The following is a 26,656-nucleotide window of genomic DNA, read 5'->3' as shown; positions in this document are numbered from 1 at the left end:
GCGGCGCCGCAGGCTATCTTGCCTATCGCGTACCTCGCCGAATGAAGGCGGCTTTGCCGCAGGCGCTACATCTTTGCGCCTTTGCGCCTTTGCGCGAACACCTTCTTTCACTGTTCTCCGCGCCTCCGCGCCTCCGCGCCCCCGCGTGAAATCGGATGGGCCATCGCCTAAGCCTGATGCAGCGCTTCGGCGATGGCCATGCGCCATGCCGCCGGGCCGTCCTCGACACCGCCGGTGGCGGTTTCGACGCGCACGGTGCCGCGTTCCAGCGAGGGGTCGGGCTGCACGGTCCAGTCGGCCTTGAGGCGCGGGGAGACCAGTTCGATATCGGCGGGATGGAGCCTGACCACGCGCTCGTCGTCGGCGCGGGCGAGCATGGCGACGGCGCGCGCGATGCGGTTCGCCAGCGCCACCTCATCCAGCGCCAGCGGACCCAGCGCCACCTCGCACAAGGCTGCGACGGTATCGCGCAGGCGCAGGCGCAAGTCCTCCGCCATCGTCGCGTCGAGGCGGGTGAAGGACAGCGCCAGCGCCTCGCAGGCGCGGTCGTCCGCCATGATGCGCGCGGCGGCCTCGGCGCTGGCCTGCGCGTGGCCCTCGGCATAGCCGCGCCCGTAAGTCTCAGTCAGGATGTCGGGCGCGTCGGCGGCGAGTTCGTGGTGGGGGGCGATCAGGTCCGGCAGGCCGCTCAGCCGAGCATTGGGCCGGAATGCCGGAGCCTGCCCCAGCGCTTCGGCCAGCGACAGGCGGGGGCGCGGCGTACCCAGCGAGAAGCCCATGTCAGACATAGTCGTCGTCCCCCGATGAGCCGAACACGATAGTCCCGTCCGCCGCCAGCTTGCGGGCGACGGCGACGACGGCCTTCTGCGCGGTGACGACATCGGCCAGCTTCACCCGACCGCGCGCGGCGATCTCGTCGCGCACGCCGTCCGCCGCGCGGCTCGACATGGCGCGGAAGAAGACCTCGCGCTCGTCCTCGGAGATGCCCTTGAGCGCGTCGATCAGCGTCTCGTTCGGCACGTCGCGCAAGAGGGCGCCCATCGCCTGCGGGTCGAGGACGAAGAGATGCTCGAACTTGAACATTTCCTCCTCGATCTGGCGGGCGAGCAGCTTGTCGCGCTTGATCAGCGCGCCCATGACGTGCCGTTCCGCGACCTTGCCGATGGAATTGATGATCTGCGCCGCCTCGCGCGCGCCGCCCATCTGCAACGGGCGCTCGCCATGCGCCTCGGAAATGCGGCGGGAGAGGACTTCCTCCAGCATCTCCAGCGCATGGGGCGCGACGGGGCCGAGGGTGGCGATGCGGTGGACGATCTCGGGCTGAACTTCGAGGGGCAGCCCGTGCATCACGGCGGCGGCGACTTCGGGGTCCAGCTGGATCAGCAGCACGGCGATGGCCTGCGGATGCTCGCCCTTCACCAGCGGCACCAGCGCGTCGGGCGTCAGCCAGCGGGCCAGTTCGAGGGAAGATGTCTGCGCCGCCGCCACCGGGGCGATGCGGCGCATCATGTTCTCGGTCTTCACCTCGCCCAGCGCGCGGTGCATCATCGTGCGCACCTGACCAACACGGTCGTGGACGACGAGGCCCAGCTTCTCGGTCCGCTCGACGAAGCCGGTGATGGCGCTGGCGATCACGTCGGGGCCGATCTCGCCCAGTTGCACCATCTTCTCGCCCAGCAGCCGCAGTTCATGCGGTTCCAGTGCGGCGAGGATGTGCGTGGTCTGGTCCTCGTCGAGCAGCATCATCATGACGGCGGCGTTGTCGACGGGGGCCAGTCTGGTCAGGTCGGTCATCAGGCGGCTTTCTGGTCGTCGGGCGGGCTGAGCATCTGGCGAAGGGCGATCACGGCGCTGTCGGGCTTTTCGGCAACGAGGCGCTGGGCGATCTCGAGCTGGCGGGCGAGCAGTTCGGCGCGGCTGATCTCGACCGCGACGCCCTCGATATCGCCGATCTCCGGCCGGGCGGTGAGCGCGGCGGTCGTGGTCGGTAGGCTGTCGTCCAGCTGGACCTCGCCTTTCCGGCCCTTCCTCGCCTTGCCGCCGCGCATCGCGCTTATCATCGGACGCACGCCGAGCAGGAGGACGAGGAGCACCGCCAGCACCGCCGCGCCGTTGCGCACGATCATGGCGAACCAGTCGGTCTCGTAGAACGGCGTTTCCTCGACCGCGACCGGGCTGAACGCGCGGGTGACGATCTTGACGGTATCACCGCGCGCGGTGTCGGCGCCGACCGCCGCGCTGACGAGCGCCTGCAAGTCCTGGATCTCCTGCGCCTTCGCGCCCTTGAGTGCATCGGCGCTGATCGCGACGGCGACGGTCAGCCGCTTGATCCCGCCGGGGCCTGTTTCCGAAACGGAAACCTGGCGGCCCAGTTCGTAAGTCTTGCTGGACGAGCTTTCGCCGTTCTGCGGAGCGGCACCCGGCGCGGTGGTGGGCGTTCCCTGCGGCGCGCCGGGGACGGCCTGCGTCGCGGGGGGCGGGGTGTTGGAGAGCACGCCGGGAACGCCGCCCGCCTGTCCTGCGCCCGTGGTCTGCGACTGCTGCATCTGCTCGGTGCGGACCACGCCGTCCTTGTCGTAGCTTTCGCGCGCTGCCGTCACCTGATCCATGTTCAGTTCCACCTGCGTCTCGGTGGTGAACTTGCCCTCGCCGAGCATCGGGGTTAGCAGGGCCGAAACCTGCTCGCGCAGCTTGCCTTCGAGGCGGGACTGCATGTCGAGCCGGTCGTTGTCGGCGTTGCCGCCTTCGGACAGCAGCTGCCCGTGCTGGTCGACCACGCGCACCGCATCGGGCGATAGCCCCGGCACCGATCCGGCGACGAGGTTAACGATGGCCGCCACCTGGCTCTGGCTGAGATTGCGGCCCGAACGCAGCCGCACCATGACCGAGGCGGTCGGCGCCACATTGTCGCGCACGAAGACCGAGCGTTCGGCCTCCGCCAGATGGACGCGCACCGCCTCCACCCCGTCGATCTGGCCGATGGTAAGCTGGAGGTCGTGCTCGCGGGCGGAGCGCAGGCGCTGGCCTTCCAGCGTGCGGCTCGCGCCCATCGGCAGCTTTTCGAGCATGGCGTCGCCGCTTTCGGGCGTGGACAGCGCGCCGTCCTGCGCCACCAGCATGCGGGCCTTGTAGTAATCCGCCTCCGACACGGTGAGCGCGCCGGTCTGGTTGTCGATGCGATAGGCGATCTGCGCACCGTCGAGCGCCTCGGCCACGCCCGCGCGCTCGCTGTCGTCGAGCTGGGCATAGAGCACGCGCTGCGGCGTCGGGGCCATCAGGCTCCACGTCAGCGCCGCGCCGCCGATGGCGGACAGGCCGATGAACACCGGCAGCATCTTCTTCACGGCGGGCTGCTGGGTGATCGACGACAGGCGCGTCAGCACGCTGCCGTCGGAAAGCGGCGAGGCGCCGCCGAAGCCGGGGGCGCTGACGGGGACGAGGTCGGCCATCTAGCTCACACTCCCATCCGCATGATGTCCTGGTAGGCGGACAGCAGCTTGTTGCGGACCTGCAAGGTGGCTTCGAAGGCGACGCCCGCCTCCTGCCGCGCCAGCATGACCTTGGCGACGTCGGTCACTTCGCCCTTCTCGTAAGCGACCGAGAGGTCTTCGGAGCGCTGCTGCACGGCGCTGACGCCGTTCAGCGCGTGCTGGAGCGAGGAGGCGAAGCCGTCGGTCTGGCCCTGCGGTGCCGAGGTCTGGTTGGCAGCCTGCGCGGTGTGGATCTCGCGCAGGAGGTCGTTGCGGGCGATGATCTGCTGGCGCAGCGCGAGGATCTGCTGGACCCCGCCGCCGCCCGCGCCAATCGAGGGCAGCCCGCTCATCGGCCGCCTCCCGCCGCGTGGCGACCGATCTCGATCCCGGCCTCGCGCATCGAGGCGAGGCGGTAGCGCAGGGTGCGCTCCGAGATGCCGAGTTCGCGGGCGGCGCGCAGGCGGTTGCCGCCACAGGCGTCGAGGACTTCCATGATGTGCCGGGCTTCCGAATGCTGGACGATGCTGGAGAGCTTGCGGGTTGCCCCAAGTTCGTGGTCTTCGGCGTCCAGCATCATGCCTGCCCCGCCATGCGCAACGGCGAGACCGCCGATGGCGAGATGGCTGACCAGCCGCGCGGGGCTGTCGAAGACGATATGCTCGGGCGCGATCGTGGCGCTGCCGTGAGAAAGGAGCAGCGCGCGGCGTACCACGTTCTCCAGTTCGCGCACGTTGCCCGGCCACGAATGCAGCTTGAGCATCGCCAGCGCACCCTCTGTGAAGCACGGCGTCGTACCGGCGGAGTGGCGCAGCGCCAACGCGAAGGCGAGGGGGGCGACGTCGTCCGCGCGCTCGCGCAAGGGGCGCAGCGTCAGCGGGAAGACGTTGAGGCGGTAGTAGAGGTCTGCGCGGAAGCGGCCCTCGGCGACTTCGGTGGGCAGGTCGCGGTTGGCGCATGCGATGATGCGCACGTCCACCTTGATCGCGCGGGTGGAGCCGATGGGCACCACTTCCTGCTCCTGCAGGGCGCGCAGCAGCTTGGCCTGGAGGGGGAGGGGCAGCTCGGCGATCTCGTCCAGCAGCAGGGTGCCGCCGTCCGCCGCGCGCATGAAGCCCTCGCTGGCGGAAGTCGCGCCGGTGAAGGCGCCCTTCTGGTGGCCGAACAGCATGGCCTCCAGCATCGTCTCGGGCATGGCGGCGCAGTTGACCGCGATGAACGGGCCTTCGCGGCGGTTCGAGCGGGCGTGGATGAAGCGGCTGAGCACTTCCTTGCCGGTCCCGGTCGGCCCGTTGATGAGGACGGGGATGTCGCTGACGGCCAGGCGCTCGGCCAGCGCGAAGACCGAGAGGCTCTCCGGATCGGCGGCGATCGGGTCTTCCGGCCCTGCCATCGCGGCGAGGATCATGGCGAGCGACGTTTCGCTGACCGGGTCGGCATAAGTGACGGCGGTATGCGCCGAACCCTCGCGCATGATGGCAGGGGCAGCGCCGCGCGACAGGCTGACGCGGCGGGCGCGGGGCCTCGTCGGGCTGCGGTCCTCGCCATCGCGAAAATCGATTGCAGCGATATCGAAAAGAGAGGCGGCGATAGCCCCCGCCCGTTGCAGCAGCGGGCCGTGCAGGCGGAGCGTCGCGTCGGTGACGGGCAATGTGGCCATGGGTCGCGTTCCTCGGAATTAACCGTGTTCCGAAGGCGGTTATGACCGGGGGACGGCAAAGAGAGCGGTAATTTAAGGGGGCGTAGGTTTGCGTATTCGTTACCGGACGAGGGATGGAATGCCGTGGACCCTCGCGCGCGTGGGGTGCGCGCGATTCCGCCCAATTCCCCGTCGCTCCTGTGCGCGCAGGGGCCTATCGGGCCCGTCCGCAAATCCTGCCGTCGCGTTAATATCCGAAGGGCGGGATGGGCCCCTGCCTGCGCAGGGGCGACGGGGTGAGAGAATCAGCGGGGTTCGATTCGGCCCCTCTACCCCTCGTCATTGCGAGCGGAGCGAAGCAATCCAGCTGCGCGGGCACCCGTGGATTGCTTCGCTCTGCTCGCAATGACGACGTGGGTAGGATGCCTCGCAAACGATTGTCGAGAGGCAGCCTTAAACTCCGCCGCGCCCTGCCGGTCTAGTGGCTGGCGACGCTGGAAACCCAGCCGCCGGGACCAACGGGACAGTTACGGGAACACGCTTGCTCTGCCCCAAGGCACGACGGCGCTTTATGCGCAGGGAGCAGCAGGGCGACAGCTTATGGGCCTCGGCACGCTGACGGACCGGGCAGAGGGAGAGACCTTCCGCCTCTCCGCCGGGACAAGTACGCAAGTCCTGGCTACCCAGAAGCCGCTGGCGCAAAAGGAGATGCTGTTGACCATCTCCAACGCCAACCCCTTCCCGGTCTCGGTGGAAATCCCGATCGGCTCGCCCGGTCAGAAGATCGTCGCGCAGGGCGAAAATCTGCCGCAGACGGACGGGATCGCTACATGGTCACGATCGCTTGCCGCCGGGGAAGAAGCTCAACTGCGCTACACCTACTGAGGCATGTCGGCTCTATCTCCTTCACCGGCGTCACTTCATGAGCGGGCAATGCTTGGTCGACGGTGACCGGATCGTCACCCTTCACGAGAGCGATCGCTTCAGGCTTCGCTTCCACGACAAGCGACGACCGAGCCTGTCACTGAAAAGCCCCCACGGCATCGAGCGGCATCATCACGGATGCGGAAAATACACGCGTAGTTTCAAATCAAGCGGCGTCAGAGGCCGGTCAATACTTTGATGTTGACACGGTCCATCCTGCAATGTCCCGCCATACTTGCTTGATGTCCTCACCAGGTTTCCATCTCATGCCGATATCGCGGGCCTTCGCGCCGGGGCCGCGCGAGCCGGCTTCCCAGAAGCGCGAATCCTGCGGGCGGAACACCTGCGTCGGCGTGCCGTCGCGCGCGGTGCCGTTCATGGTCGTCCAGTGCTCCGGGTGGATGTGGCGGTCCATGAAGCAGTCGATGAAGGAGACCTGCCCGATGGCCTCGGGGTCGGCATAGCGCCCGTCGGCGAACTTCGTGGTCGGGTGCCAGGGCCGGGCCAGCGCCACCGCTCCGTCCGGCACGCCGTCCTCGCGGGTCAGGCGCGAGCGGTAGATGACGATGCCGTGTTCCTGCGACGAGGGCGTGGAAGGTGCGGCGATGAAGGACTGGAACTCGCCCGGCTCGTAGGGCGCGGCGCGGCGGCGCGACCGGATTTCGCTGTACTCGATCAGCAATTGTCCGTTGCCGAAGATGAAGTCGATGTTGCCCGCGATCAGGCTGCGCTGCACCAGCGCGCGGCCGCCGTTTGCGAAGAGCGTATCCTGATAGCCGAGCAGCGCCACGCGATCCAGTCGCACGCGGTCGCTCGCGATGTCGAGCAGCAGCGCCAGCGCCTGCGGGTTGCGGATGCGCGCCTCGCCCTCCAGCCGGTCATTGGCGAGATAATCATAGGTGTTCTCCACCGTGAGGCCGGAGACGACCACATCCTTGGCATTGATGGTGAGAGTGGCCGAGCCCGCTGTTCCCCATCCCGCGCGGTGATAGGCCCCGGCGGTCTGCGCCACCGCGCCGAAGTGCAGGCGTGTGCGGGCAGTGCCGCTGCCGATCAGCCGCAGACGGTCGCGGGCGACGACAGGCTTCTCGGCGTAGTCTCCGGGCGCGATGCGGATCGTGATCCATTGACCGGAGGTATCGCGCGCGGCAGCGTCGAGCGCGGGCTGGATCGCGGTGTAGCAGGGCAGCGCGGTACCACCGCACGATGGCTGCACCACGTATTCGGCGGGTGGTGCTGCGGGCGCGGCGAACGCAGCGTTCGGCGTGAGCGCAGCGGCGGCGAGGGCAACGCCCGGAGTCAGGAACTTCATCGTGTGGCGGGCTCGCTGGGAGAGGAAAGGCTGGCAAGGAAGCTGTCGATCTGCTCGGCGACCTGCGGCAGCCATGGGTCGAACAGCCAGAAGTCGTGCGGGGCATTGCTGAAGGCATGGAAGCGATAGGGGATCGCATTGCGCTTCAGGGCGGCGATCACGGCATCCTTGCCCTCGGTGAAGCGGGGAATGCCGCTGGAGACGATCAGCGTCGGCGGCGATGACTTGCGGACATGGCTTGCGGCGCTCGCTTCGCGCCACTTCGCCGGGGCATGTTCATAGGAGCCGCCCAGCCACCGCGCGGCGGGGGAGGCGTCGCCGGCGGCGTTCTCGAACGACAGCGCCTGCGGTGTGGTGAAGTCCAGCACGCCGTCGAGGTCGATCAGGGCGTTGGCGGTGCGCTCGCCCCCCGCGCCGAACAGCCCGGAAGGCCCGGCATAGGCGAGCAGGGAGGCCATCTGGCCGCCCGACGACGCGCCGCCCACGGCGATGCGCCGGGGATCGAGCCCGAACTCGGCGGCGTGGCTGCGCGCCCAGGCGAGCGCGTCGCCGATGTCGATCATCCCCGCCGGATAGGCGGCCTCCGGGGACAGGCGGAACTCCGGCAGGAACACGGTATAGCCGCGCTGCGCCAGCAGGTTCGCCAGTGCGTAGAAGTGCGACTTGCCGCCTGCCCGCCAGCCGCCGCCGTGGACAAGCACGATGCCCTGCCGCAGCGGCCGTGCGGGACGGAAGATGTCGAGATGCAGGTCGCGCGCGTCGGTGGTCTTGTAGGGACGGTCGAACAGCACCGACTGCCCGGGCTGCCACGTCACCACAGGCCAGGCGATGCCGGGGTACTTGTCCCGGTACTGGTCGAAGCGACGGCCGACGGTGTAGCTGTCATCCACCTCGCGGGCCGGGGCGACGGCGGGGATCAGGCAGGCGGCCAGCAGCACGCCCGCCAGGCACTTCGCTATCGACACTCGGCAAACTCCGCAAAGACTAAAAAAAGGGCCGCCGCCGAGGGGTGGCGACGGCCCTGCAGGTTATCAGAACTGGTAGCGGGCACCCAGGAACCACTGGGCGCCAGTCTTGGAGAACTCACGCACCAGATATTGAGAGCCGTCACCAGTGCCGTAAATGCGTTCCTTCTCGTTGGTGATGTTGATGCCCTGCACGTTGATGCTGAGGCGCTTGGTCAGGTTGTAGTAGGCGGAGAGATCGACCTGCGTCGGGCCGTACTTGCGTTCCTGCACATGGCCGTTGCCGCCCGGCTCGCTCAGCAGGTAATCGTCGCGCTTGTTGACCGACAGGCGCAGGCCCATCTCGCCGGTGTCGTAATAGGCGGTGAAGTTGTAGGAATTGGGCGAGAGACCCGTCGAATCCCGCGCCGACACATGGGTGTAGTTCGACGCGATGCCGAAGTACGATAGTGCGCCCGGCAGGAACGTGAACGGCACGTTGAGCGTCGCCTCAAGCCCCTTCACGCTGTTGCCGTCCGACGAATTGACGGTGCTGTAGAACGTGTACTGCGCCGTCGCCGGGTCTGCCTGGTAGGACGGATCGTAACGCGGATCGGCGTAGATCGCCGCCCAGTATTCCTGCGGGACCGACTGCTGCACGACCGAGGTCGTCAGCGAGCTGATGATGTTCTTCTTGAACACGCCCACGGCGAACAGCCCGCCCTTGCTGAAGTACCATTCGAAGCCGAGGTCGAAGTCGTTCGACAGGTAGGGCTTGAGCGCCGGGTTGCCGAGGTTGCTCACCGTGCGCGTGGTGTACTCGAACACAGGCGCGGCGATATTGAGCGAGGCAAGGCCGGGCCGCGTCATCGACCGGGCATAGGCGAAGCGCGCGACGAGGTCCGGCGTGATGTTCAGCGCTGCGTTGAACGACGGCAGGAAGTTGTCGTAGTGCCGCTTCACCTCGACCGGCGAACCGGAGATCACCGCGCTCGATTCCACGTCGGTACGCACCCAGCGCACGCCGCCGTCGAGCCGCAGCGTCATCGCGCCGATGTCGATCTCGCCGGTGACTTCGCCGTAGCCGCCAGTGGTCTTCTCGACGACCCGCCAGCCTGCGGCGACGTTGGTGGTGTAGTTCGTCGAGATCAGGTCGGTGCCGATGGAATCGAAGTCGAACACCGCGAAGGTCGGCAACCCGCCGGAGACCACGCCGCTACCGAAGTGGCTGATGGGAAAGCTCGTCAGGTAGCTTTGCGGCGCGAACGTCGGCAGGTCGCCCTGCGCCTCGGAATAGCCGACGAGGCGGCGATTGTAGGCGAAGCCCGCCTGCGCGGTGAAGCGGCCCCGGGTGAACGTGACGTTCGCCTTGGTCGTGAAGTTGTCCTTCACGACGTTGTTCAGGCGATTGGCGGCAGTGGTCGCATTGACGAAGTTCGCGGGATCGTTCGGATCGTAGTCCCCGTAGTCGACCGTGGCGACATCCCGGCTGCCTGAATAGTCGTAGGCGTAATAGTGCGGGATCGAGCGGGCGTAGAAGCGCAGTTCGGAGCGGTCCGCCGTATCGCGCGCCTTGCCGACCATGGCGTCGACCTTGATCTCGCTCGACACCTCGTAGTCGCCCGAGAGCACGAACTGGCGGAACTTGGAGGTCGAGGTCTGGTGGCGGCTTTCGTACCACGAGGTCACGTCGTCGAACGCGGCAGCGACAAGCTGCTTTCCATCAGGGGCGACGGTGAAGGACAGCGGGGTCTGGCCGACGTAGTTGCCCGGCGTGCCGTGGGTCAGCAGCCACTCCATCGAGTTGTAGCTGTAGCGGTCGTTGTCGAGCTGCGAATAGAGCGCGTCAAAGCTGATCTGCAGCCCGTCTACCGGCTTGACCTGGATCGACCCGGTCAGGCCGAGACGTTTCTGGTCGTTGCCGAAGAAATCCGCGCGCGGCAGGCGCGGCGCCCACAGGCAGTCGAGGCGGTCCGCCGCGCCGCAGTCCTCGGGCGTGCCGGTGACGGTGGGATTGGTGTCGGCCCAGCTGTCACCGTTCACGAAGGGCGAGGTCCAGCGCACGCTGGAGAAGCCCTCCTGATAGACCGTCCGCTTGGAATAGGCGGCGGAGAACAGCACGCCGATGCGGTCGTCGGCGAAGGTGTCGGAGATCATCACCGTCGCGCGCGGATCGACCTTGCGCGTCACCGTGTTGTATCCGCCCTGCGCCGAGCCGACGACGTGGAAGCCCTTGAAGTCGAACGGCTTGGCCGAATAGAGATCGACTGTACCGGCGATGCCGCCTTCCTCGATCGAGGCGCGCTGGGTTTTCTGCACGTCGATCCGGTTGAACAGCTCCGACGCGAAGACGTGGAAGTCGAAGGCGCGGCCCGCGTTGATCGTGAAGCCGCCGGAATCGAGGCCGTCGCTGCTCGCGGGTACTTCCATGCCGTTCAGCGTGGTGCGCGTGAAGTCCGGCGAGAAGCCGCGCAAGGTGATGTTGCGTCCCTCGCCACCCTCGCGGGAGATCGCGACGCCGGGCAGGCGCTGGATCGATTCCGACAGGTTGAGGTCGGGCATCTTGGCCATGTCCTCGGCCATGATGCTTTCGGTGAGGTTCACCGCCCGGCGCTTGAGATCCTGCGCCTTGGCGAGACTGCCGCGAAATCCGGTGACGAGGATTTCGCTGGCCGCCGCCGGCTCGTCGGGCGTGCTCGCCTCGGGCGCGGCGCGCGATGCCGTGGCGGGCGCATCCTGGATGGCCGGCGCGGCGGTCAGGCTCGTCAGCGTCACCGTTCGCGGCGGAGCGGGCGGCGTCGCGGAGCGGGCGACGACGGCATAGGAGCCCGGCCCGGTGCGCTTCGCGACAAGGCCGGTCCCGGCGAGCAGCCGCGTCAGCGCCTCGTCGACGCTCATCTCGCCGCGCACGGCATTGGCCCGGACCGCGTGGGTCAGGCGCCGCGCCGCGATGATCTGGATATCACCCTGACGACCGAGCTGCGTTATCGCGGTCTCGGCGGGCTGCGCCTCGATCGCGAACTGGCGGGTCTGCGCCGCGGCCTGAGCCGTGGACGACACCGCACACACGATCGCGACGGACGTGAACAATGCGCCCCGCAGCGTGGAAACTCTCATGATCCCTCCCAATTCCCCTGTCCGACGGACTTTTTCCGCCTGTATTTTCAAAGAGACCTGCCGCCGCAGATTCCTTCCCTCCGGGCGCAGATTTTTTGCGCGCCCAAGGGGAAGGAATGCATCTATTCGATGCGGATCAGCGCAGGATTGCTGGTGTCGAGCGCCACGCCGAGGCTGGCCTTCACCGCTTCGGCGAAGCCTTCCGGGTCGTTGACGCGGAACAGTCCGTCCAGCTTCTCCCGCGCGACGTCCGGGTCGGCGATGATGATCTGGCGACGGTTGTAGCGGTTGAACTCGTCCGCCGCGTCGTAGAGCGTGCGCCCGTCGAGGTCGATCATCCCGCCCCGCCAGGCCAGCGCCCGGTCCACCGAGGACGAGACGCCGGTCTCATAGTCGATCACCGCATGTGCGCTCATCATCGCGCGGTCGCCTGCCGTGAGACGCATGCGCAGGTCGCGGTCGCCCTCGGCCCAGGTTTCCACCACGCCCTCGGTGACGAGGATCTCGACTCCCGTTTCGCGTCGCCGCACCGAAAAGGCGGTGCCCACGGCGCGCACCCGCACGTCACCCGAGGCGACGACGAAGGGCCGTTTCGCATCCTTGGCGACCTCGAACCAGGCCTCGCCCTGCGTCAGTTCGACCTCGCGCGCCTGCTGCGCCATGGTCACGGTGAGTTCGCTACCCGAGTTCATGGTCATGACCGAGCCGTCCGACAGCGGCAGCCGCCGGATCTCGCCGAGACGGGTTGTGTAGGCGGCCGGGCTCTGCACCCAGCGCAGCCCGGCGAAGGCCAGCACTACCGAGGCGGCGATGCCTGCCATGACGCCCCGGCGACGCCATGCCCCGGATGGAGCGGTATCGGCCTCTTCCCCGACCTCCGGCTCGGCTGCCGTTTCCTCGGCCTGCGGCGTCAGGGCGAGCCAGTGCGCCTGCGTCTGGAGGAGCAGGCCCTGACGCAGCGGATCCTGCGCCAGCCAGGCCTGAAGTTCGGCCTCGTCCGCCGCGGCCCATGCATCGCCGTCCATCCGGGCGACGAAGCGGGCGGCCTCGTCGCGGGCCTGCTGTGTGGCGGAGGTCACCATCGGCGCGCCTCCTTCGGTTCGACGGGCGTCATCCGGCCCTCGCTCAGCGCCTCGGCGCGCAGCCAGGCGTCGCGGATGGCGCGCACGCCGTTCCAGACCTGTTTCTCGACGGCCTTCTCGGTCATGCCGAGGTGGGTCGCGATCTCCTTCTGAGACCACCCTTCGATCTTGCGCAGTTCCACCACGCGTCGGCAGCGTTCGGGCAGAGTGCCGATGATCGCCATGACCCGCTCGTAGCTCATGCGGCTTGCGGCCTGCTCTTCCGGCGAAGGAGTCTCCTCGTCGCGCCATGTCTCGATGTCGCTGACCGCTTCGAAGACCACCACCTGCTGGCGCTTGAGCCGCCGCAGCATGAGGTTGCGCGCGATCGCCGACATGTAGGCGAGAGGCTGGTCGATGTGATCGACCGAGGGGAGCATCGCTATGCGGCAGTAGGCTTCCTGCATGACCTCGTCGATATCCTCCGGCGAGAGCCGCGAACGCGCGAGCCATCGGCGGATGCGCGCCTCGTGCGGCACGATCTCGCGCGCGACCCAGACCGCGATCCGGCGTCTCCGGGCAGGTTCGCCGCCTGCCCCTGTTGCGTCTGCCTCTCCTGGCGTGACACCCTCCTTCACCGGGCCTGTGCCGGGATTGAATTCCCGTTCTGGCATGTAGGAGACCCGGTGAGGAAGATTCCTTCCGTGAGAAGCAAACTTTTTTCAGGATGCTTGCGGCTAAGGTGCGCCCGTAGAGGAGCAAGGGCCTGAAGTACCGCGCAACAGCCCCGGCTTCCGGCGCTTAGCAAGGTACGGAGCGAGAACCGGAAATCCCAAGGGTAGCGGTTGCTGCTGCGGCCGCCCCTTCCCGGCCGCCCTGCGGTAGAATTTCGTTCCAAAGAAGTCCCGCTCGAAGTTGCTCTCGGAGCCTAACCGCTTGCAATTTCGTTTCGGGTTGGCGGACTGATCGTCAACGAAATGCCATTCGGCCGAGACCCTGGAACGTTGCTGGACAAACTGCATCGACTTGTTGCGCTGGCCGCGCCCGTGTCGATGCTCAGGAGGCGTGGGGACATCTGGTGCATCGAGAGCAAGATAACTTCGAGGCGGCAGCAAAATTTTGTCGAAGTGATCGTGCTCAAGATTTCTCCTTTTGAGCACGACTTCAAGTAGTCACCCAATCTACCACATCTTCGACACAAGCGCGTCGGGAACGGAAACTATTCGCGGGATGGTCAAGATCGGGGTAGCCAAATGAAGCTCCGAGCACCACGAGCCGATTTTCGGGTATGTTGAAGTACTCGCGTATCAGTGGCGCGTAACCAGCCAAAGCCGCCTGGGGAACAATGCCGAGCCCCAGGCTCTGCGCCGCGAGCAGCAGATTACCTACATAGATGCCGGTATCGATCGCTCCATAAGTGCCGAGATCGCGCTCGGACGTCACGATCAGTGCGTGAGGCGCGTCGAAGAGCCGAAAATTTTGCAGCGCCTGCCGCCCTGACGCTTCCCTGTCTCCACGGGTTATGCCCACACTTTCGTAAAGCTGTCTGCCAACTTCCCTCTGCCGCTCCTTGTACACGCCGCGATAGACGACGGGAAAAGCGAAATCGGGGCTGGCCGTCGGAATTCCCCCATTTGCGGCGCCGTTGGCTACGGCATGCTCGAACAGAGCCGTGGCGAACCGCCCCGTCCCCGCTCCTTCGGTCACGATCGTCTGCCAAGGCTGAGAATTGCACCAAGATGCCGATAATTGCGCCATCGCCAGCATGCGGCGGATCACCGGCCGGGGGATTGAATCTTGCCGATATGCCCGGCAACTGAAACGCTCGCCGAGAAGCCGGGAGAGCACGATCGCGTCAGGCATATCGGATGTGTCCGCACCATCGTCAAACACGCTTTCACGTTCAACCATAGACATCGCGACGGTCCTCATCGGCCCTCGTCCGGCCATCCGCATCCAGAGGCGCACTAACCTGACATTGCCGCATCACGGCTTCCCATCCGGTTCACCGTCCGGGTATCCTTCCCTCGGGTCAGGAACGATCCGGGTACTGCCCCGGTGTAGCGGCCATGGTCGATCACCATCGATCCATTCACGAACACATGACATATGCCGTCCGCCTCCGCGTAAAGCCTGTGGGCGCCGCCGGGAAGGTCCGCGCGAGACTGCAGCGCGTGGCGTGCGACCGTCGATGGATCGAAAACCGTAATGTCCGCGTGCCACCCTTCGCGCAGCGTTCCCCGGCGCTTCAGTCCGAGGAAACGGGCGGGTGCCTGAGTGATGTGGTGTACGCATTCCTCGAGCGACAGCACACTATGCTGACGCACCGGCCGCTCCAGCATCCGGGTGAAGTAGCCGAACGTGTCGATCGTCTCGACATGCGCACCCGCATCCGAACCGCCCACGCAGAGCCGGTCGTCGCGCCACAGCCCCAACCGGAAGCGATAGGTTTCGGCATCCTCTCCCACGTCGATGAAAGTGAACAGCGTTTCCAGTCCATCCGCCAGAGCGAGGTCGAATAGTGCGTCGAGAGGGTCGCAGCCGAGTTCGTCGGCGGCCTCGCCGATCGTCCTGCCTTCGAACCTGCGCGTCATGGCGTGATGGCCGCGCTCGACCATCACGAAATCGCGATCCATCAACTGACGGACGATCTGCAGCGCCTGTGCGGCGGGCGCAAAAGCGCAGTCGCGCAGATATGCCCGGAACACAGGATCACCCAGAGCACTCAGACGCTCCGTCCTGCTCAAGCGAAACAGCCGGTCCCAGCCCGGAATGATGTCGAACACGCCACCGCGCGCCAGATCGAAATGGGCATTGGCAGTGATCGGCACGGTCAGGCCCACGACGTCGCCGCCACGCTCCCGGGCGTAGTCGCTCATGGACAACTGGCGCGCCACGGTATCGCGCTCGCCCTGATCCAGCGTACTGGTGAACTGGGCGTTCCAGGTGACGACGCGCTCTGAAGCGAGCGACATGTCGCTCATCAATCGGGCGGTGTCCTCGTCGAACAGCAGCCCGGGCTGGATCTCGACGCTCGACCCTTCGTAGTGGCGACAGATTTCCGCAAGGGCGACGAATTCCTCGGGGCTTGCGAAACGGGACGGCACGGGGCCGCCGGTGTGATCGTTGTGGGTGGGAGAGTTCGAGGTCGAGAAACCCAGCGCGCCTTCCTCCAGCGCGGAAGCCAGCAGTACCTGCATCCGTTCCACATCCTGCGCACTGGCATGGCCCTGCGTCGCCCGCTCCCCCATCACCATGCGGCGGATCGCGGAGTGCCCCGTCGAAAAGCCGCAGTTGATCGCGGTTCGCCCGGCCAGGCGATCGCGGAACTGGCCGAAGCCGTTCCAGTCGCACGGCACGCCCGCCTCCAGCGATACGAGCGGGATGTCTTCCACCTGCGACAGCATCGGGACAATGTATCGTGCGGATTCCGGCGTCATCGGCTGCAGGGTGAAGCCGCACAGCCCGCCGATCACCGTCGTCACTCCGTGATAGGGCGAAGGGCTCGCGGTGTGATCCCAAAATAGCTGCGCGTCGTAATGGGTGTGCGGATCGATGAAGCCCGGTGAGACGACCAGACCATCGGCGTCGACCACCTCGCGGGCATCGGACGGAGAGACGGAGCCGATGCGCACGATCATACCGTCCTTCACGGCAATGTCGGACACCTGCCGTTCGTCGCCGGACCCGTCGATCACCGTGCCGTTGCGGATAAGCAGATCATACATGGCAAGCATCCTTCAGCTGAGCTGTTGCAGGGGCCGGTTGCGCGCCGCGAACCAGCTTTCCGGGCATGGTGCCGGTGGGCACGGCATCGCGGGCGATGACATGGCCGTTGACGATCGTGGCCGCATATCCGTGCGCGCGCTGGATCAGCCGTCGCCCGCCCGCAGGCAGATCGTATGTGACTTCGGGCCGCTTCAGCCGAAGGTGCGCGAAGTCGATCACGTTGATGTCGGCCTTGTAGCCCTCGGCGATCAGTCCGCGATCCAGCAGGCCCACGGCCTCTGCCGGATCGCGTGACAGGCCCTTCACCACGTCGACCAATGCCAGTCGCTCACCGTTCCGGTCGCGCGCCCAGTGGGTGAGCATGAAGGTGGGATAGCCGGCGTCGCAGATCATCCCGCAGTGCGCCCCGCCATCGCCCAGCCCCATCAGGGTATGTGGGTGGCGCAGCATGGCCAATGCGGCGTCGAGCGTGCCATCCGCGAAATTGGCGAAGGCGATGCTGAGCACGGCGCGGCCATCGTCTTCCAGCAGCAGGTCGTAGGCGAGTTCCTCCGTCGAAATACCGGCCCTTGCCGCGCGGGCTGCCACGCTGTCTTCAGGCGAAAACTCGTACTGGGGCGGATCGGCCAGCGGGAACATCCGGTCGAACTCGGTCAGGTACTTGAGATGAACCAGCCAGTCCTCGCCCGGCCGCTCGGACAGGATCGCCGCACGCACTTCAGGCCGACGCATCCGCTCCAGCCGTTCCGCCAGCGGGAGGTGCTGGATCTCACGATAGCTGGGGTGCAGCGAGAACGGATTGTACGACAGGTCGAGCCCCACCAGGATGCCGGTCGGTCGCCCTATCACCTGCGCGCGCAGGGCCACCCCATCGGCCTGCGCCGCATCGACAAGTTCCAGCGCACGGGCATAGCTCCGCGGCGCCTCGCGCACCTGCGCCAGAGAGAAGCTGGCCGGTCGGCCCGTTTCCTCGGCGATGCCGCGCAGCAGCTTCACCTCGGCTTCCACCATATCCTCGCCGTGGAGGTCGATGACCGCCTGAAGCACGCCCTTGCCCGCCTGCGCCAGCCCCTTAGCAATAGCGACCAGTTCCGCGCGCCCCGCGTCGTAGCTGGGCACCGCGGCGCCATCGCTGCTCTTGTGGAACATCGTGCGCGAGGTGCCGAATCCGATCGCCCCCGCCTCCATCGCCTCGCGGGCAAGGCGGGTCATTTCAGCGAGATCGTCGGCTGTCGCAGGCTCCCCGCTCGCGGCCCTTTCGCCCATGACGTAGACGCGCAGGCAACTGTGCGGGAGCTGCGCCGCCACGTCGATGTCCCGCGCGCGCGCGGCGATCGCATCGAGGTATTCCGGGAAAGTCTCCCAGTTCCATGGCAGCCCCTCGGTCATCACGATTTCCGGAATGTCCTCCACCCCCTCCATCACCCGCAGGAGGGTGTCGCGGTCGCCCGGACGGCACGGCGCGAAGCCGACCCCGCAGTTGCCCATCACCACCGTCGTCACGCCGTGGTCGCTGGACGGGGCGGTGCGCTCGTCCCAGGTGACCTGACCGTCGTAATGGCTGTGGATGTCTACGAAACCGGGCGTGACCAGCAGGCCGCTTGCGTCGATTTCCTCGACGCCAGGCCCGATACCGTCGCCGATGCCGGCGATGACGCCGCCGCTCACGCCGATGTCGGCGATATATTCCGGCCCGCCGCTGCCATCGACGACGGTGCCGCCCCGGATTACGAGGTCGAAGGGTACAGCCATGTGATGATCCTCTCACTGCGATCCCGACTCGCATTTGGGGGATTCGCATCCGCAGTGTTACGTCTTCGACGCAGTTCAACAAGAACAAAAAGAGATCATTAAAACAGACATCATGTCATGCGGACTGACATCGCCAAATCATTTCATTGACGCCGCAGATATTTTGCCGGGATTATGCCGACCATGACCAATAATCCGCTCCCGTTGCGTGATGCACATCGCGAATATACGCGCCGCCGCATTCTCGATGCTGCGATCGATCTTCTGAAGCAGTGTGAATTCGATGACTTTCAGGTCGGTGAAGTCGCTGCACGGGCAGGGATCGCGGAACGCACGGTTTATCGCTACTTCGCGACGCGGGCCGAACTGATCGATGCCGTCTGGGCGCACATCGGCGGAGAGATCACCTCTCCCTGCCTGGACACGCCCCAAGCTCTCGCCGCCGATCCCCTGACCGCCTTCCCCGAATTCGACGCCCGCGAACCGCTGATCCGCGCGATCATCGACACGCGGCAGGGCAAGGCGCTGCGTCTGGCCGTCTATACCCAACGCGCCGAGATGATCCGCCGCGCCGTCCGCATCGCGCATCCCGATCTTGCCGAGCCGGATTTCACGGGCCTGTGCGCCGTAGTGGACCTGCTCCACAGTTCCGTCGGCTGGTCGGTGATGAAGGATTACTGGAAGATAGATGGAACCGTCGCTGGGCGGGCGGCCTCGAAGGCGCTGGCCGAACTGCTGCACATCGAAGCGCCGCTGTAAGCGCAGGCACGGCCTTCCGCGTCAGGCCGCTTCGGGGCGCGCCTGCCGCGAACACAGGAGATTGTCGGCGAATTCCCAGAACAGGTTGGTCGCCACGTTCGTCTCCCCGTTCGCACGCGCCAGCATCAGGTCGGTCCAGCCGATGCGGTCTTCCAGCGGCCGCACGACCATGTCGCCCATCGCGATCTCGTCCTCAGGGCTGAGGGAATCGAAGGCGACGGTGATGACCCGGTTCTTGCGTGCGGAATGCACCAGGCCGATGAAGCTGGGATTCATCGCCGGCCGGATCACCGCCCCATGCGCCACCAGCGGCGCGATGGTCGGGTCGAAGAACGCCGGAGCCTGGTGTCGCGCCGGGGTCCACATCTCCAGCCCGTCGAGGTCGGCCAGGGCAACGCGCGGCTTGCGCGCCAGCGGATGCTCCGCCGGGATCAGCAGGTCGGTATAGATCCGCCGCAGCTTCAGCGTGTCCAGTCCGGCAGGTTCCTTCTCCGTCGCGATCAGCAGCGCCACGTCGAGACGGCGGTGTTGCAGTTCCACGATGAGCGAGGATGCCAGGCCGATGTGGACGTTCATCGAGACTGCCGGATAGCGCTTGGGGAATCGCTCGATCAGGTTTTCCAGTTCCGGAACGTCGGTCATGTAGGGCGGATAGCCGAGCCGGAAATCGCGACTGCCCCCGCAGCGCAGTTCCCTGACCAGTTCGCTGGCAACTTCCGACGCATCGATGATTTCGCGCGCGCTGGGCAGAAACCGCTCGCCTTCCACCGTCAGTTCGACATGCCGGGAGTTACGGTCGAGCAACCGGAAACCCAACAGGGATTCCAAACGCCTGACGCCGCAGGAAACCACGGGCTGCGATGCATTCAGGCGCAGTCCTGCCTGTGTAAATGAGCCTTCCTCCGCAACAGTCGCGAAATATCGGAGAAGCCTGACCGGGTAGTCCATCAAACAACATCCTGCTCCACGGCAGTCTTTGCTGCCTGATTCGGACACTGTATATGAGGACCACCTCGCGCTCCAAGCCCCCGGTCGAAGCTGTTCCGGTATCAGCCATATCATTTTTATATGGTTGCGACGGATTTGATATTGGACCTCGCGCCACGTCAGTATCTAGCATCCACGTTATCGACGAGTTCAGCCGGAGTGACACGATCACTCACGAGTAATGAGAATTCATACCGTCGAAATCGGGAGAGATTAGATGGCGACGCATTCCGCCGATTTGTTCGTGAATCCGGAAAACGAGTGGCGGACCGTCACACCCGGCCCCGAAAGCTGGGCGAAGGACGTTCGTCCCGGCACGAATAAGCAGAAGTACTTCATGATTTCTGCCGACGCCCACCTGATGCCGCCGCCGACACTGTTCAAGGAACGGCTGGACAGGAAATGGCACCACAAGCTCCCCCGCGTGGAAGTGCGCGATGGCGTGAAGTTCATCATCATGGAAGGCATGAAGGACGAACGTCTCTGGGACTTCGACCTCATGGGCGAGGATCTGGTGCGGTCCCGCTCCGGCGCCAGCATTCCCGATCCCGAAGCGCCTTCGGAGGAACTGGGCCTCAAGCGCATCACCGACCAGATGCGCGATGGCGTGGACGGCGAGGTGATCTTCCCCAACGGCCCCGCCCTGCTGATGTGGAGTTCGGCCGATGCCGAATTCGTGCAGGCCCAGTGCCGCGTGTGGAACGACTGGGCCTCGGAAGTGTGCCAGCCCTATCACAAGCGCTGCAACCCCGCCGCCACCGTGGCGCCCGCCGATGTCGAAGGCGCTGTGCGCGAAGTCGAGCGTGCGGCGAAGATGGGCTATCGCACCGTCATGCTGCCGTGCAAGCCGGTGTGGAATTCCCACGATCCGGACGATCCCAACTACAACCAGCCGATGTTCGACCCGCTCTGGGCGGCGATACAGGATCACGACCTAACCATCTGCTACCACATCTCCACCGGCAAGGATCCGCGCGGTGCGCGCGGCAAGGGCGGCGCCGTCATCAACTACGTGGTGCATTCGCTGGCGCCAACGATGGAGCCGATCGTGGCGATGTGCGCATCCGGCGTATTCGAACGCTTCCCGCGCCTGCGGGCGGCGACCATCGAGGCCAATGCCGGCTGGCTGCCATGGATGCTGGAGGCAATGGACGAGGTCTATCGCAAGCATCACATGTGGGTGCGCCCCAAGCTCAAGAACCTGCCGAGCGAATACTATCGCAGCAACTGCTTCGCCTCGATCGCCGAGGACCGCGCGGCGCTGGAACTGGTCGAGCGCTACGGCCTCCAGGACAAGCTTATGTGGGGTAACGATTATCCCCACCACGAAGGAACCTGGCCGCATTCGGCCGAGGCCATCGAGCGCACCTTCGGGGACAACCTCAAGGAAGATACGCGCGCGAAGATCCTGGGCCTGAACGCGGCGAAGGTCTTCCGCTTCGAGATCCCGGACGAGTACGCGAACGCCTGACCATCGGCCTTTCGCCTCTCCTTCAACAGCCTCAGTCCCAGTCATGCCGCTTCGGCGGCAGGAGGAACCATGCCTGCTTCCCAGCGCCCGGACCTTCCGGCCTATCAGCCTCGCCAAGCCGACCTGCCGCTTGCCCTCGAAGGGCTGAAGGTCGTCGATTTCTCCCGCGTCCTTGCCGGCCCGTTCGGCACCCAGATTCTTGCCGATCTGGGTGCCGACGTCATCAAGGTGGAAGATCCGCGGTGCGGGGACAGCATCCGCGCGATCCCGCCCTTCGTCGATGGCGACAGCGACGAGAGCACGTTCTTCATATCGTGCAACCGCAACAAGCGCAGCATCGCGCTGGACATCAACACGCCAGAAGGGCGCGAGGTGGCGCTGAAGCTCATCGCCTGGGCCGACGTGCTGGTGGAGAACTACACCTCGCGCGTCATGAAGAAGGCCGGGCTCGATTACGAGAGCCTCAAGGCGCAGTTCCCCCGCCTGATCTACCTGTCGATCTCGGGCTACGGCCGTACCGGCCCGCTGGCCGACGCGGCAGGGCTGGACCCGGTGATCGCGGCCGAAACCGGCGTCATGTTCATGAACGGCCTGCCGGGGCAGCGCCCGGGCATCTCGACGGTGCCCTGGGTCGACATCACCGCAGCGCTCAACGGACAGGTGGCGGTGCTGGCGGCGCTGCACGCCCGCGACCGGCTGGGGAAGGGCCAGCACATCGACCTGTCGATGTACGATTCCGCGATCTCGGACCTGTCCTACATCGGCGGGCGTTACCTCGGCACCGGGCAGGTGCCCGAACGCTACGGCCTCTATCGCCCGGAACTGGTTCCCAGCGGCGAATACGACTGCCGCGATGGCCGGCCTGTCTACGTCTACTGCATGACCGAGACCCACTATCGACGCATGGCCGTCGATGTGTTCGGTCGTCCGGATCTGGTCACGGACTACCCCACCTTCCCCGACCGCAACGTCGAGGCCGAGAAGCTGCAGTCGATCTTCCGCGACCTGTTCCGGTCCGACGATGCCGCCGTGATCGGCCGGAAACTGAAGGCCTGCGGCGTCCCGGCCGGGGTGCTCGCCACTCTGGACGAAGGGCTGACCTCACCGTCGGCTTTCGAGACGGGCATGGTCAGCCAGATTCCGCATCCCACGCTGGGCAGCGTGTTCAACGTCGGCTCGCCGTTCCGCAAGATGAGCCTGACCCCGGCCATCGACCCCAGCGCCGCGCCGATCCTTGGCGAACACAGCGCGCAGGTTCTGGCCGAGATCGGCTACGCCCCGGCAGAAGTCGAACGGCTTGTGCAGAGCGGCGCAATCCGCCGTGCCGCCGATACCGGGCGCAACGCTCCCGCCTTCGATGGCGAGACGCCGGAGCCTGTCATCGCCGTCTCGGGAGGGCTGGATGTACGCTGAAGCGGGCACCCCTGCCCAAGCGAAGCAGACGAGCTATCCGGCGGGCCGCGACTTCGCCTTCTTCTTCGAGGGGCTGGCGGAAGGCCGGCTGCTGGTGCAGCGCTGCCACGGCTGCGGCACGCTGCGCAATCCGCCCGGGCCGATGTGCGGGGAGTGCGGATCGCTGGGGTGGGTGCCGGTTGACGTCCAGCCGCATGGCACGGTGTTCAGCTATACGGTACACCGCCACCCCCCGATCCCACCATTCGCGACACCGCACGTCGTTGCGCTGGTCGACATGGCCGACGGCTTTCGCCTGCTCGGCCCGGTTAGTGGCATCGCCCCGGAGGACATGGCCATCGGCCTGCCCGTGCGCGTGGAAATCGGCCGGTTCGAGCACCCGTTCCCCAGCTTCCGCTTCGTGGAGGGCGCATGATGGGCGGGCTGTCAGGAAAGGCCGCCATCGCCGGCATGGGCGCCACCGAGTTCTCCAAGAACTCCGGCCGCAGCGAACTGCAACTCGCCGTCGAGGCGATCAGCATAGCGCTGGCCGACGCCGGACTGACGGCGGCCGATGTGGACGGCATGGCCACCTTCACGATGGACAACAATCCCGAGAACGAGGTCATGCGCAACCTTGGCGGGAGCGACCTGAATTTCTTCACCCGCGTCCACTATGGCGGCGGCGCGGCCTGCGCTCCGCTGCAACAGGCGGCGATGGCGGTGGCGACCGGCGTGTGCAAGGCGGTGGTCTGCTATCGCGCGATGAACGAGCGCTCCGAAGCGCGCCTCGGCGGGCCGGTGGGCCTGGGCGGGTTCGGAGCGGAAGCGCAGCTGGTGTCCTACCACACCGTCCACGGGCTGCAGACGGCGGCAGCGATGATGGCGATGAGCATGCGCCGCTACATGCACGAAACCGGTGCGACCAGCCGCGATTTCGCGCATGTCTCGGTCACCGCCCGCCATCATGCGGCCACCAATCCCAACGCCTACTTCTACGGCAAGCCGATCACGATCGAGGATCATCAGAATTCCCGTCCGATCGCGGATCCCCTGCGCCTGCTGGACTGCTGCCAGGAAAGCGACGGCGCCGTCGCATTCGTCGTCACCAGCGCCGAACGCGCACGCGACCTCAAGCAGCGTCCGGTCATCATCCGGGCTGCGGCGCAGGGCGCCACGCGCGATACACAGCAGCTGACCAGCTACTACCGCCCGGACATTTCACCCACCGACGAGGTGCGCCTGATCGGCGACCAGCTCTATGCGATGGCGGGACTGGCACCGGCGGACATGCAGCTGGCGATCCTCTATGACCACTTCGGCCCCGCCGTGCTGCCCCAACTGGAAGGCTACGGCTTCTGCAAGCCGGGCGAGGCGAAGGACTTCGTCAAGGACGGCAACATCGCGGTGGGCGGCACCCTGCCGGTCAACACCCACGGCGGCCAGCTCGGCGAAGCCTACATCCATGGCATGAACGGTATCGCCGAAGCCGTGCGGCAGCTGCGCGGAACCGCGGTCAATCAGGTCTCCGACGTCCACAACGTGCTGGTTTCGGCCGGCAACGGCCTGCCCTCCAGCGGAGCGATCCTGAGCACCTTACCGTAGACGCCCGAACAACAAATACGCACAAATGCGATAATGGGGAGAGAGGAATATGAAGCGCTTTGCTTTGCTTGCAGGCTCGGCGGCGGTCGTCGTCGCCATCGCCCAGGTGCCGGTCGCCCATGCTCAGGAGGTGGATTCGACGCCACCGCAGTCGGAGGCACATGCCAGCGTCGACGAGATCGTCGTGACCGCCACCCGGCGTGCGACGAACCTGCAATCCACCCCCGTCGCCGTATCGGCCATCGGCGAGAACGTCATCGCGCAGACCGCCGCTCGCAACATCGGCGATCTTGCCGCCTTCGTGCCCAACTTCTCGGCAGCGAAGATAGCGGGCTTCAACGCCGCCTCGTTCTCGATCCGCGGCGCCAGCCAGACCAACATCTCGATGTACAGCGAACCGCCGATCACCGTGCTGGTGGACGATTTCGTGATCGCCCACGTCCAGACGCAGCTGCTCGATACCTTCGACCTTGCGGGGATGGAAGTGCTGCGCGGACCGCAGGGCACCCTGTTCGGCAAGAACACCACCGGCGGCGCCATCGTGGTCCGCACCAAGCGGCCGGAACTCGATATCCTGGGCGTGCAGGGCATGGTCCGCGTCGGCAGCTTCGGCACGCGCCAGATCAAGGGCGCGGTCAACATCCCGATCGTGGAGGACATGCTGGCCCTGCGCGTCGTCGGCTCCTACGAGAAGTCGGACGGCTACATGCGCCGGGGCGGCTGCTACGGCCCGATCACGCCGCTGGTCGCCGATTCCAAGTGGGCCGGGGCTGCCGGCTGCGGCGATGGCAAGCGCGTGGGCGGCGACGACATCTTCGACGGCCGCGTGAAACTGCTCTGGAAGCCGGGGGACCGCACCGAGGTACTGTTCCAGTATCAGGCCCTGCGCGACCGGTCCGATGCGGCGGCAGGCGTCAACGGCACCCCTGCCAACAACCCGCGCTTCCTGCTGAGCCGCCTGAACATCGTCGAGGGGACCGGCGACCCGCTCAAGAACGCGGGCGGCAGCTTCCGCAGCGGCTACCTGCTGGATCAGGACGACGGCACTTCCGTGAACGTGGACATGTACCAGATCCACGTCGATCAGGAGGTGGACTTCGGCCAGTTCAGCGCCAACATCGGCCGCCGCGACGAACTCGCCCACCTGCCGCAGAGCTATGTCTTCTCCAACGTGCCGACCATCGATGGCGAAACGCTATCACTTTACGACGGCGATCGCGCCTTCAAGCGTCGCACCCAGCAGGCCGAACTGCGCTTCGCCTCGGATTTCGGTGGCCCGTTCGATTTTGTCGCGGGCGTGTTCCACCAGCGCGACCGGGTCTATCGCTGCGGCCACCAGTTGCTCGGCTTTCTCGATCTCAGCAGCAGGCCGGGGCCGTTCGGTCCGAACAACCTGAACCCGCAGCTTTTGTGCAATGCGCAGAAGGCCCGCTCTACCGCCGGCTACGTCGAGGGCAACTACAAGCTGACCGACCGGCTCACTCTGACCGCCGGCGTGCGCTATACCACCGAGACCAAGCGCTGGTGGGGACGTCCGACGGTCTACGTCCAGCAACTTGTCAGCCCGGCCGATCCGAACTTCACATGGCAGGATCTGGACCGCGCTCTGGACGGCAACGTCTTCGATTACCCGGCTGGCGTGGTGTCCAGCAAGACCACCTGGCGGGAACCCACCTGGCGCGGCACCGCGTCCTATCAGGCGACTGACGATATCTTCGCCTATTTCACCTATTCGCGCGGCTTCAAGAGCGGGCTCTACGCGGACTCCACCGGCATTTCCGGCGCGGCGATCGTTCCCAGCCAGTTGATCCCCACCAATCCGGAGAAGGCGGACTCGTTCGAACTGGGCGTGAAAACCGAGCTTCTGGATAAGCGCCTGCGCTTCAATCTGGCGGCCTTCCACGTCACCTACAACGATGCGCAGCGACAGGTGAACGTCCCCGTCGTCCGCGTGGACGGATCGCAGATCCAGGAGACCCGCTACTTCAACGCCGCCAAGGCTGTCGTGAAGGGGCTGGAGGCCGAGATCACCGCCGTCCCGGTGGAGGGCATCACGCTGCGCAGCGCGATCGGCTACCAGGACGCGAAGTACAAGAGCTTCGTCAGCCCCCTGCCCACCGGCCGCAACCTAGCCGAAGCCCCGCTGGAGCGCACGCCGCGTTGGCAGGCCTCGCTGGACGGCACCTATGAAACCGAGATCGGCAACTGGGGCAAGGTCAGCGTCAACGGCAACGTGCAGTACGCCGGGCGCAACCTCTACAATCTCAGCCTGACCAGTGCGCTGGACGACGCCTACCTGCCCGCCCGCACGCTGTTCAACGCATCGATCACGTTTTCCGACCCGGAGGACAAGTATTATATCCGCCTGATCGGCCAAAACCTCAGCGACAAGCGCTACCTCGTCGGGCACCTCGTGGCGGGCGGCCTGTTCGTGACCAAGAACTACGGTCCGCCGCGCTTTCTGGCCGCGGAAATCGGTTTCAAGATGTAAGCC

Annotated in this window: 21 protein-coding genes and 1 pseudogene; 7 read left to right on the top strand and 15 right to left on the bottom strand. The window is 66.1% G+C overall.

Going from position 1 to position 26,656, the window contains the following annotated elements; all coding sequences use genetic code 11:
* Positions 1-167 precede the first annotated feature (167 nt).
* The 5 genes from LO787_RS18535 to LO787_RS18515 are packed head-to-tail and all read right to left on the bottom strand — an operon-like array spanning position 168 to position 5,130.
* Positions 168-788 carry a FliH/SctL family protein gene (locus LO787_RS18535; RefSeq protein WP_232492459.1) on the bottom strand — a complete coding sequence of 207 codons (621 nt, stop codon included), beginning with the start codon at positions 786-788 and terminating at the stop codon, positions 168-170.
* Positions 781-1,794 carry a flagellar motor switch protein FliG gene (fliG, locus tag LO787_RS18530; protein ID WP_232492458.1) on the bottom strand — a complete coding sequence of 338 codons (1,014 nt, stop codon included), beginning with the start codon at positions 1,792-1,794 and terminating at the stop codon, positions 781-783. Before fliG ends, LO787_RS18535 begins: the two co-directional genes overlap by 8 nt.
* The gene (fliF, locus tag LO787_RS18525; protein WP_232492457.1) at positions 1,794-3,449 is read right to left on the bottom strand and encodes a flagellar basal-body MS-ring/collar protein FliF; all 1,656 of its coding nucleotides are present in this window, start codon (positions 3,447-3,449) and stop codon (positions 1,794-1,796) included. Before fliF ends, fliG begins: the two co-directional genes overlap by 1 nt.
* 5 nt (positions 3,450-3,454) lie before the next feature.
* Entirely contained in the window at positions 3,455-3,823 is a 369-nt protein-coding gene (fliE, locus tag LO787_RS18520; protein WP_232492456.1) for a flagellar hook-basal body complex protein FliE, read from the bottom strand.
* A complete protein-coding gene (locus LO787_RS18515; RefSeq protein ID WP_232492455.1) occupies positions 3,820-5,130 on the bottom strand; it encodes a sigma-54 interaction domain-containing protein in 1,311 nt (436 codons plus the stop codon). The genes fliE and LO787_RS18515 overlap by 4 nt, the downstream gene beginning before the upstream one ends.
* 579 nt (positions 5,131-5,709) lie before the next feature.
* On the opposite strand from LO787_RS18515, the gene LO787_RS18510 reads away from it, so the two are divergent.
* Complete coding sequence (locus tag LO787_RS18510) at positions 5,710-5,994, top strand: DUF4139 domain-containing protein (protein WP_232492454.1); 285 nt, start codon at positions 5,710-5,712, stop codon at positions 5,992-5,994.
* A gap of 226 nt (positions 5,995-6,220) precedes the next feature.
* On the opposite strand, the gene LO787_RS18505 is transcribed toward LO787_RS18510, so the two are convergent.
* From LO787_RS18505 to LO787_RS18470, 8 genes are all read right to left on the bottom strand, one after another.
* Positions 6,221-7,345, bottom strand: coding sequence for a pectinesterase family protein (locus LO787_RS18505; protein ID WP_232492453.1), 1,125 nt, complete (start codon positions 7,343-7,345; stop codon positions 6,221-6,223).
* Entirely contained in the window at positions 7,342-8,310 is a 969-nt protein-coding gene (locus tag LO787_RS18500; protein ID WP_232492452.1) for an alpha/beta hydrolase, read from the bottom strand. The genes LO787_RS18505 and LO787_RS18500 overlap by 4 nt, the downstream gene beginning before the upstream one ends.
* A 66-nt stretch (positions 8,311-8,376) precedes the next feature.
* Positions 8,377-11,406 (bottom strand): TonB-dependent receptor, encoded by a 3,030-nt coding sequence (locus LO787_RS18495; RefSeq protein WP_232492451.1) that lies wholly within the window; start codon positions 11,404-11,406, stop codon positions 8,377-8,379.
* 122 nt (positions 11,407-11,528) lie between these two features.
* On the bottom strand, positions 11,529-12,488 hold the full coding sequence (locus LO787_RS18490) for a FecR family protein (protein WP_232492450.1): 960 nt from the start codon (positions 12,486-12,488) through the stop codon (positions 11,529-11,531).
* A complete protein-coding gene (locus LO787_RS18485; protein WP_232492449.1) occupies positions 12,482-13,141 on the bottom strand; it encodes an RNA polymerase sigma factor in 660 nt (219 codons plus the stop codon). The genes LO787_RS18490 and LO787_RS18485 overlap by 7 nt, the downstream gene beginning before the upstream one ends.
* Positions 13,142-13,631: 490 nt before the next feature.
* Positions 13,632-14,384, bottom strand: coding sequence for a nitroreductase (locus LO787_RS18480; protein ID WP_232492448.1), 753 nt, complete (start codon positions 14,382-14,384; stop codon positions 13,632-13,634).
* Between the two features lie 50 nt (positions 14,385-14,434).
* Complete coding sequence (locus LO787_RS18475) at positions 14,435-16,108, bottom strand: N-acyl-D-amino-acid deacylase family protein (protein ID WP_232492447.1); 1,674 nt, start codon at positions 16,106-16,108, stop codon at positions 14,435-14,437.
* Positions 16,109-16,187: 79 nt separating this feature from the next.
* The gene (locus tag LO787_RS18470; protein ID WP_232492446.1) at positions 16,188-17,948 is read right to left on the bottom strand and encodes an N-acyl-D-amino-acid deacylase family protein; all 1,761 of its coding nucleotides are present in this window, start codon (positions 17,946-17,948) and stop codon (positions 16,188-16,190) included.
* Between the two features lie 174 nt (positions 17,949-18,122).
* On the opposite strand from LO787_RS18470, the gene LO787_RS18465 reads away from it, so the two are divergent.
* Positions 18,123-18,707 (top strand): TetR/AcrR family transcriptional regulator, encoded by a 585-nt coding sequence (locus LO787_RS18465; protein ID WP_232492445.1) that lies wholly within the window; start codon positions 18,123-18,125, stop codon positions 18,705-18,707.
* Between the two features lie 21 nt (positions 18,708-18,728).
* On the opposite strand, the gene LO787_RS18460 is transcribed toward LO787_RS18465, so the two are convergent.
* Together LO787_RS18460 and LO787_RS26245 are read right to left on the bottom strand one after the other, a co-directional pair.
* Entirely contained in the window at positions 18,729-19,523 is a 795-nt protein-coding gene (locus LO787_RS18460; protein WP_232492444.1) for a LysR family transcriptional regulator, read from the bottom strand.
* A pseudogene (locus LO787_RS26245) lies at positions 19,524-19,655 on the bottom strand (helix-turn-helix domain-containing protein); the annotation flags it as partial.
* A 256-nt stretch (positions 19,656-19,911) separates the two neighbouring features.
* Here LO787_RS26245 and LO787_RS18455 point away from each other — a divergent pair.
* The 5 genes from LO787_RS18455 to LO787_RS18435 all read left to right on the top strand — a co-directional run bounded on the left by LO787_RS18455 (position 19,912) and on the right by LO787_RS18435 (position 26,653).
* Positions 19,912-21,165 carry an amidohydrolase family protein gene (locus LO787_RS18455; RefSeq protein WP_232492443.1) on the top strand — a complete coding sequence of 418 codons (1,254 nt, stop codon included), beginning with the start codon at positions 19,912-19,914 and terminating at the stop codon, positions 21,163-21,165.
* A gap of 69 nt (positions 21,166-21,234) precedes the next feature.
* Positions 21,235-22,578 (top strand): CaiB/BaiF CoA transferase family protein, encoded by a 1,344-nt coding sequence (locus LO787_RS18450; protein ID WP_232492442.1) that lies wholly within the window; start codon positions 21,235-21,237, stop codon positions 22,576-22,578.
* Complete coding sequence (locus LO787_RS18445) at positions 22,568-22,993, top strand: Zn-ribbon domain-containing OB-fold protein (RefSeq protein WP_232492441.1); 426 nt, start codon at positions 22,568-22,570, stop codon at positions 22,991-22,993. Before LO787_RS18450 ends, LO787_RS18445 begins: the two co-directional genes overlap by 11 nt.
* Positions 22,990-24,162, top strand: a complete 1,173-nt coding sequence (locus tag LO787_RS18440; RefSeq protein ID WP_232492440.1) for a lipid-transfer protein — start codon at positions 22,990-22,992, stop codon at positions 24,160-24,162. Before LO787_RS18445 ends, LO787_RS18440 begins: the two co-directional genes overlap by 4 nt.
* Before the next feature lie 49 nt (positions 24,163-24,211).
* Entirely contained in the window at positions 24,212-26,653 is a 2,442-nt protein-coding gene (locus tag LO787_RS18435) for a TonB-dependent receptor (protein ID WP_232492439.1), read from the top strand.
* Positions 26,654-26,656: the final 3 nt, after the last annotated feature.

This window comes from Novosphingobium kaempferiae (assembly GCF_021227995.1).
GTDB classification, from domain to species: Bacteria; Pseudomonadota; Alphaproteobacteria; order Sphingomonadales; family Sphingomonadaceae; genus Novosphingobium; species Novosphingobium kaempferiae.
Note: the sequence above shows the minus strand (reverse complement) of the source record. Positions and strands in the feature narration are given on the sequence as shown.

What these genes read in the sequence shown, in the direction of transcription:
- LO787_RS18450 (WP_232492442.1), top strand. Translation starts at nt 21,235, where the DNA reads ATGCCTGCTTCCCAGCGCCCGGACCTTCCGGCCTATCAGCCTCGCCAA.
- LO787_RS18485 (WP_232492449.1), bottom strand. Translation starts at nt 13,141, where the DNA reads ATGCCAGAACGGGAATTCAATCCCGGCACAGGCCCGGTGAAGGAGGGT.
- LO787_RS18455 (WP_232492443.1), top strand. Translation starts at nt 19,912, where the DNA reads ATGGCGACGCATTCCGCCGATTTGTTCGTGAATCCGGAAAACGAGTGG.
- LO787_RS18510 (WP_232492454.1), top strand. Translation starts at nt 5,710, where the DNA reads ATGGGCCTCGGCACGCTGACGGACCGGGCAGAGGGAGAGACCTTCCGC.
- LO787_RS18475 (WP_232492447.1), bottom strand. Translation starts at nt 16,108, where the DNA reads ATGATCGTGCGCATCGGCTCCGTCTCTCCGTCCGATGCCCGCGAGGTG.
- LO787_RS18435 (WP_232492439.1), top strand. Translation starts at nt 24,212, where the DNA reads ATGAAGCGCTTTGCTTTGCTTGCAGGCTCGGCGGCGGTCGTCGTCGCC.
- LO787_RS18490 (WP_232492450.1), bottom strand. Translation starts at nt 12,488, where the DNA reads ATGGTGACCTCCGCCACACAGCAGGCCCGCGACGAGGCCGCCCGCTTC.
- fliG (WP_232492458.1), bottom strand. Translation starts at nt 1,794, where the DNA reads ATGACCGACCTGACCAGACTGGCCCCCGTCGACAACGCCGCCGTCATG.
- LO787_RS18515 (WP_232492455.1), bottom strand. Translation starts at nt 5,130, where the DNA reads ATGGCCACATTGCCCGTCACCGACGCGACGCTCCGCCTGCACGGCCCG.
- LO787_RS18440 (WP_232492440.1), top strand. Translation starts at nt 22,990, where the DNA reads ATGATGGGCGGGCTGTCAGGAAAGGCCGCCATCGCCGGCATGGGCGCC.
- LO787_RS18445 (WP_232492441.1), top strand. Translation starts at nt 22,568, where the DNA reads ATGTACGCTGAAGCGGGCACCCCTGCCCAAGCGAAGCAGACGAGCTAT.
- fliE (WP_232492456.1), bottom strand. Translation starts at nt 3,823, where the DNA reads ATGAGCGGGCTGCCCTCGATTGGCGCGGGCGGCGGCGGGGTCCAGCAG.
- LO787_RS18495 (WP_232492451.1), bottom strand. Translation starts at nt 11,406, where the DNA reads ATGAGAGTTTCCACGCTGCGGGGCGCATTGTTCACGTCCGTCGCGATC.
- LO787_RS18470 (WP_232492446.1), bottom strand. Translation starts at nt 17,948, where the DNA reads ATGGCTGTACCCTTCGACCTCGTAATCCGGGGCGGCACCGTCGTCGAT.
- LO787_RS18465 (WP_232492445.1), top strand. Translation starts at nt 18,123, where the DNA reads ATGCCGACCATGACCAATAATCCGCTCCCGTTGCGTGATGCACATCGC.
- LO787_RS18480 (WP_232492448.1), bottom strand. Translation starts at nt 14,384, where the DNA reads ATGTCTATGGTTGAACGTGAAAGCGTGTTTGACGATGGTGCGGACACA.
- LO787_RS18535 (WP_232492459.1), bottom strand. Translation starts at nt 788, where the DNA reads ATGTCTGACATGGGCTTCTCGCTGGGTACGCCGCGCCCCCGCCTGTCG.
- fliF (WP_232492457.1), bottom strand. Translation starts at nt 3,449, where the DNA reads ATGGCCGACCTCGTCCCCGTCAGCGCCCCCGGCTTCGGCGGCGCCTCG.
- LO787_RS18505 (WP_232492453.1), bottom strand. Translation starts at nt 7,345, where the DNA reads ATGAAGTTCCTGACTCCGGGCGTTGCCCTCGCCGCCGCTGCGCTCACG.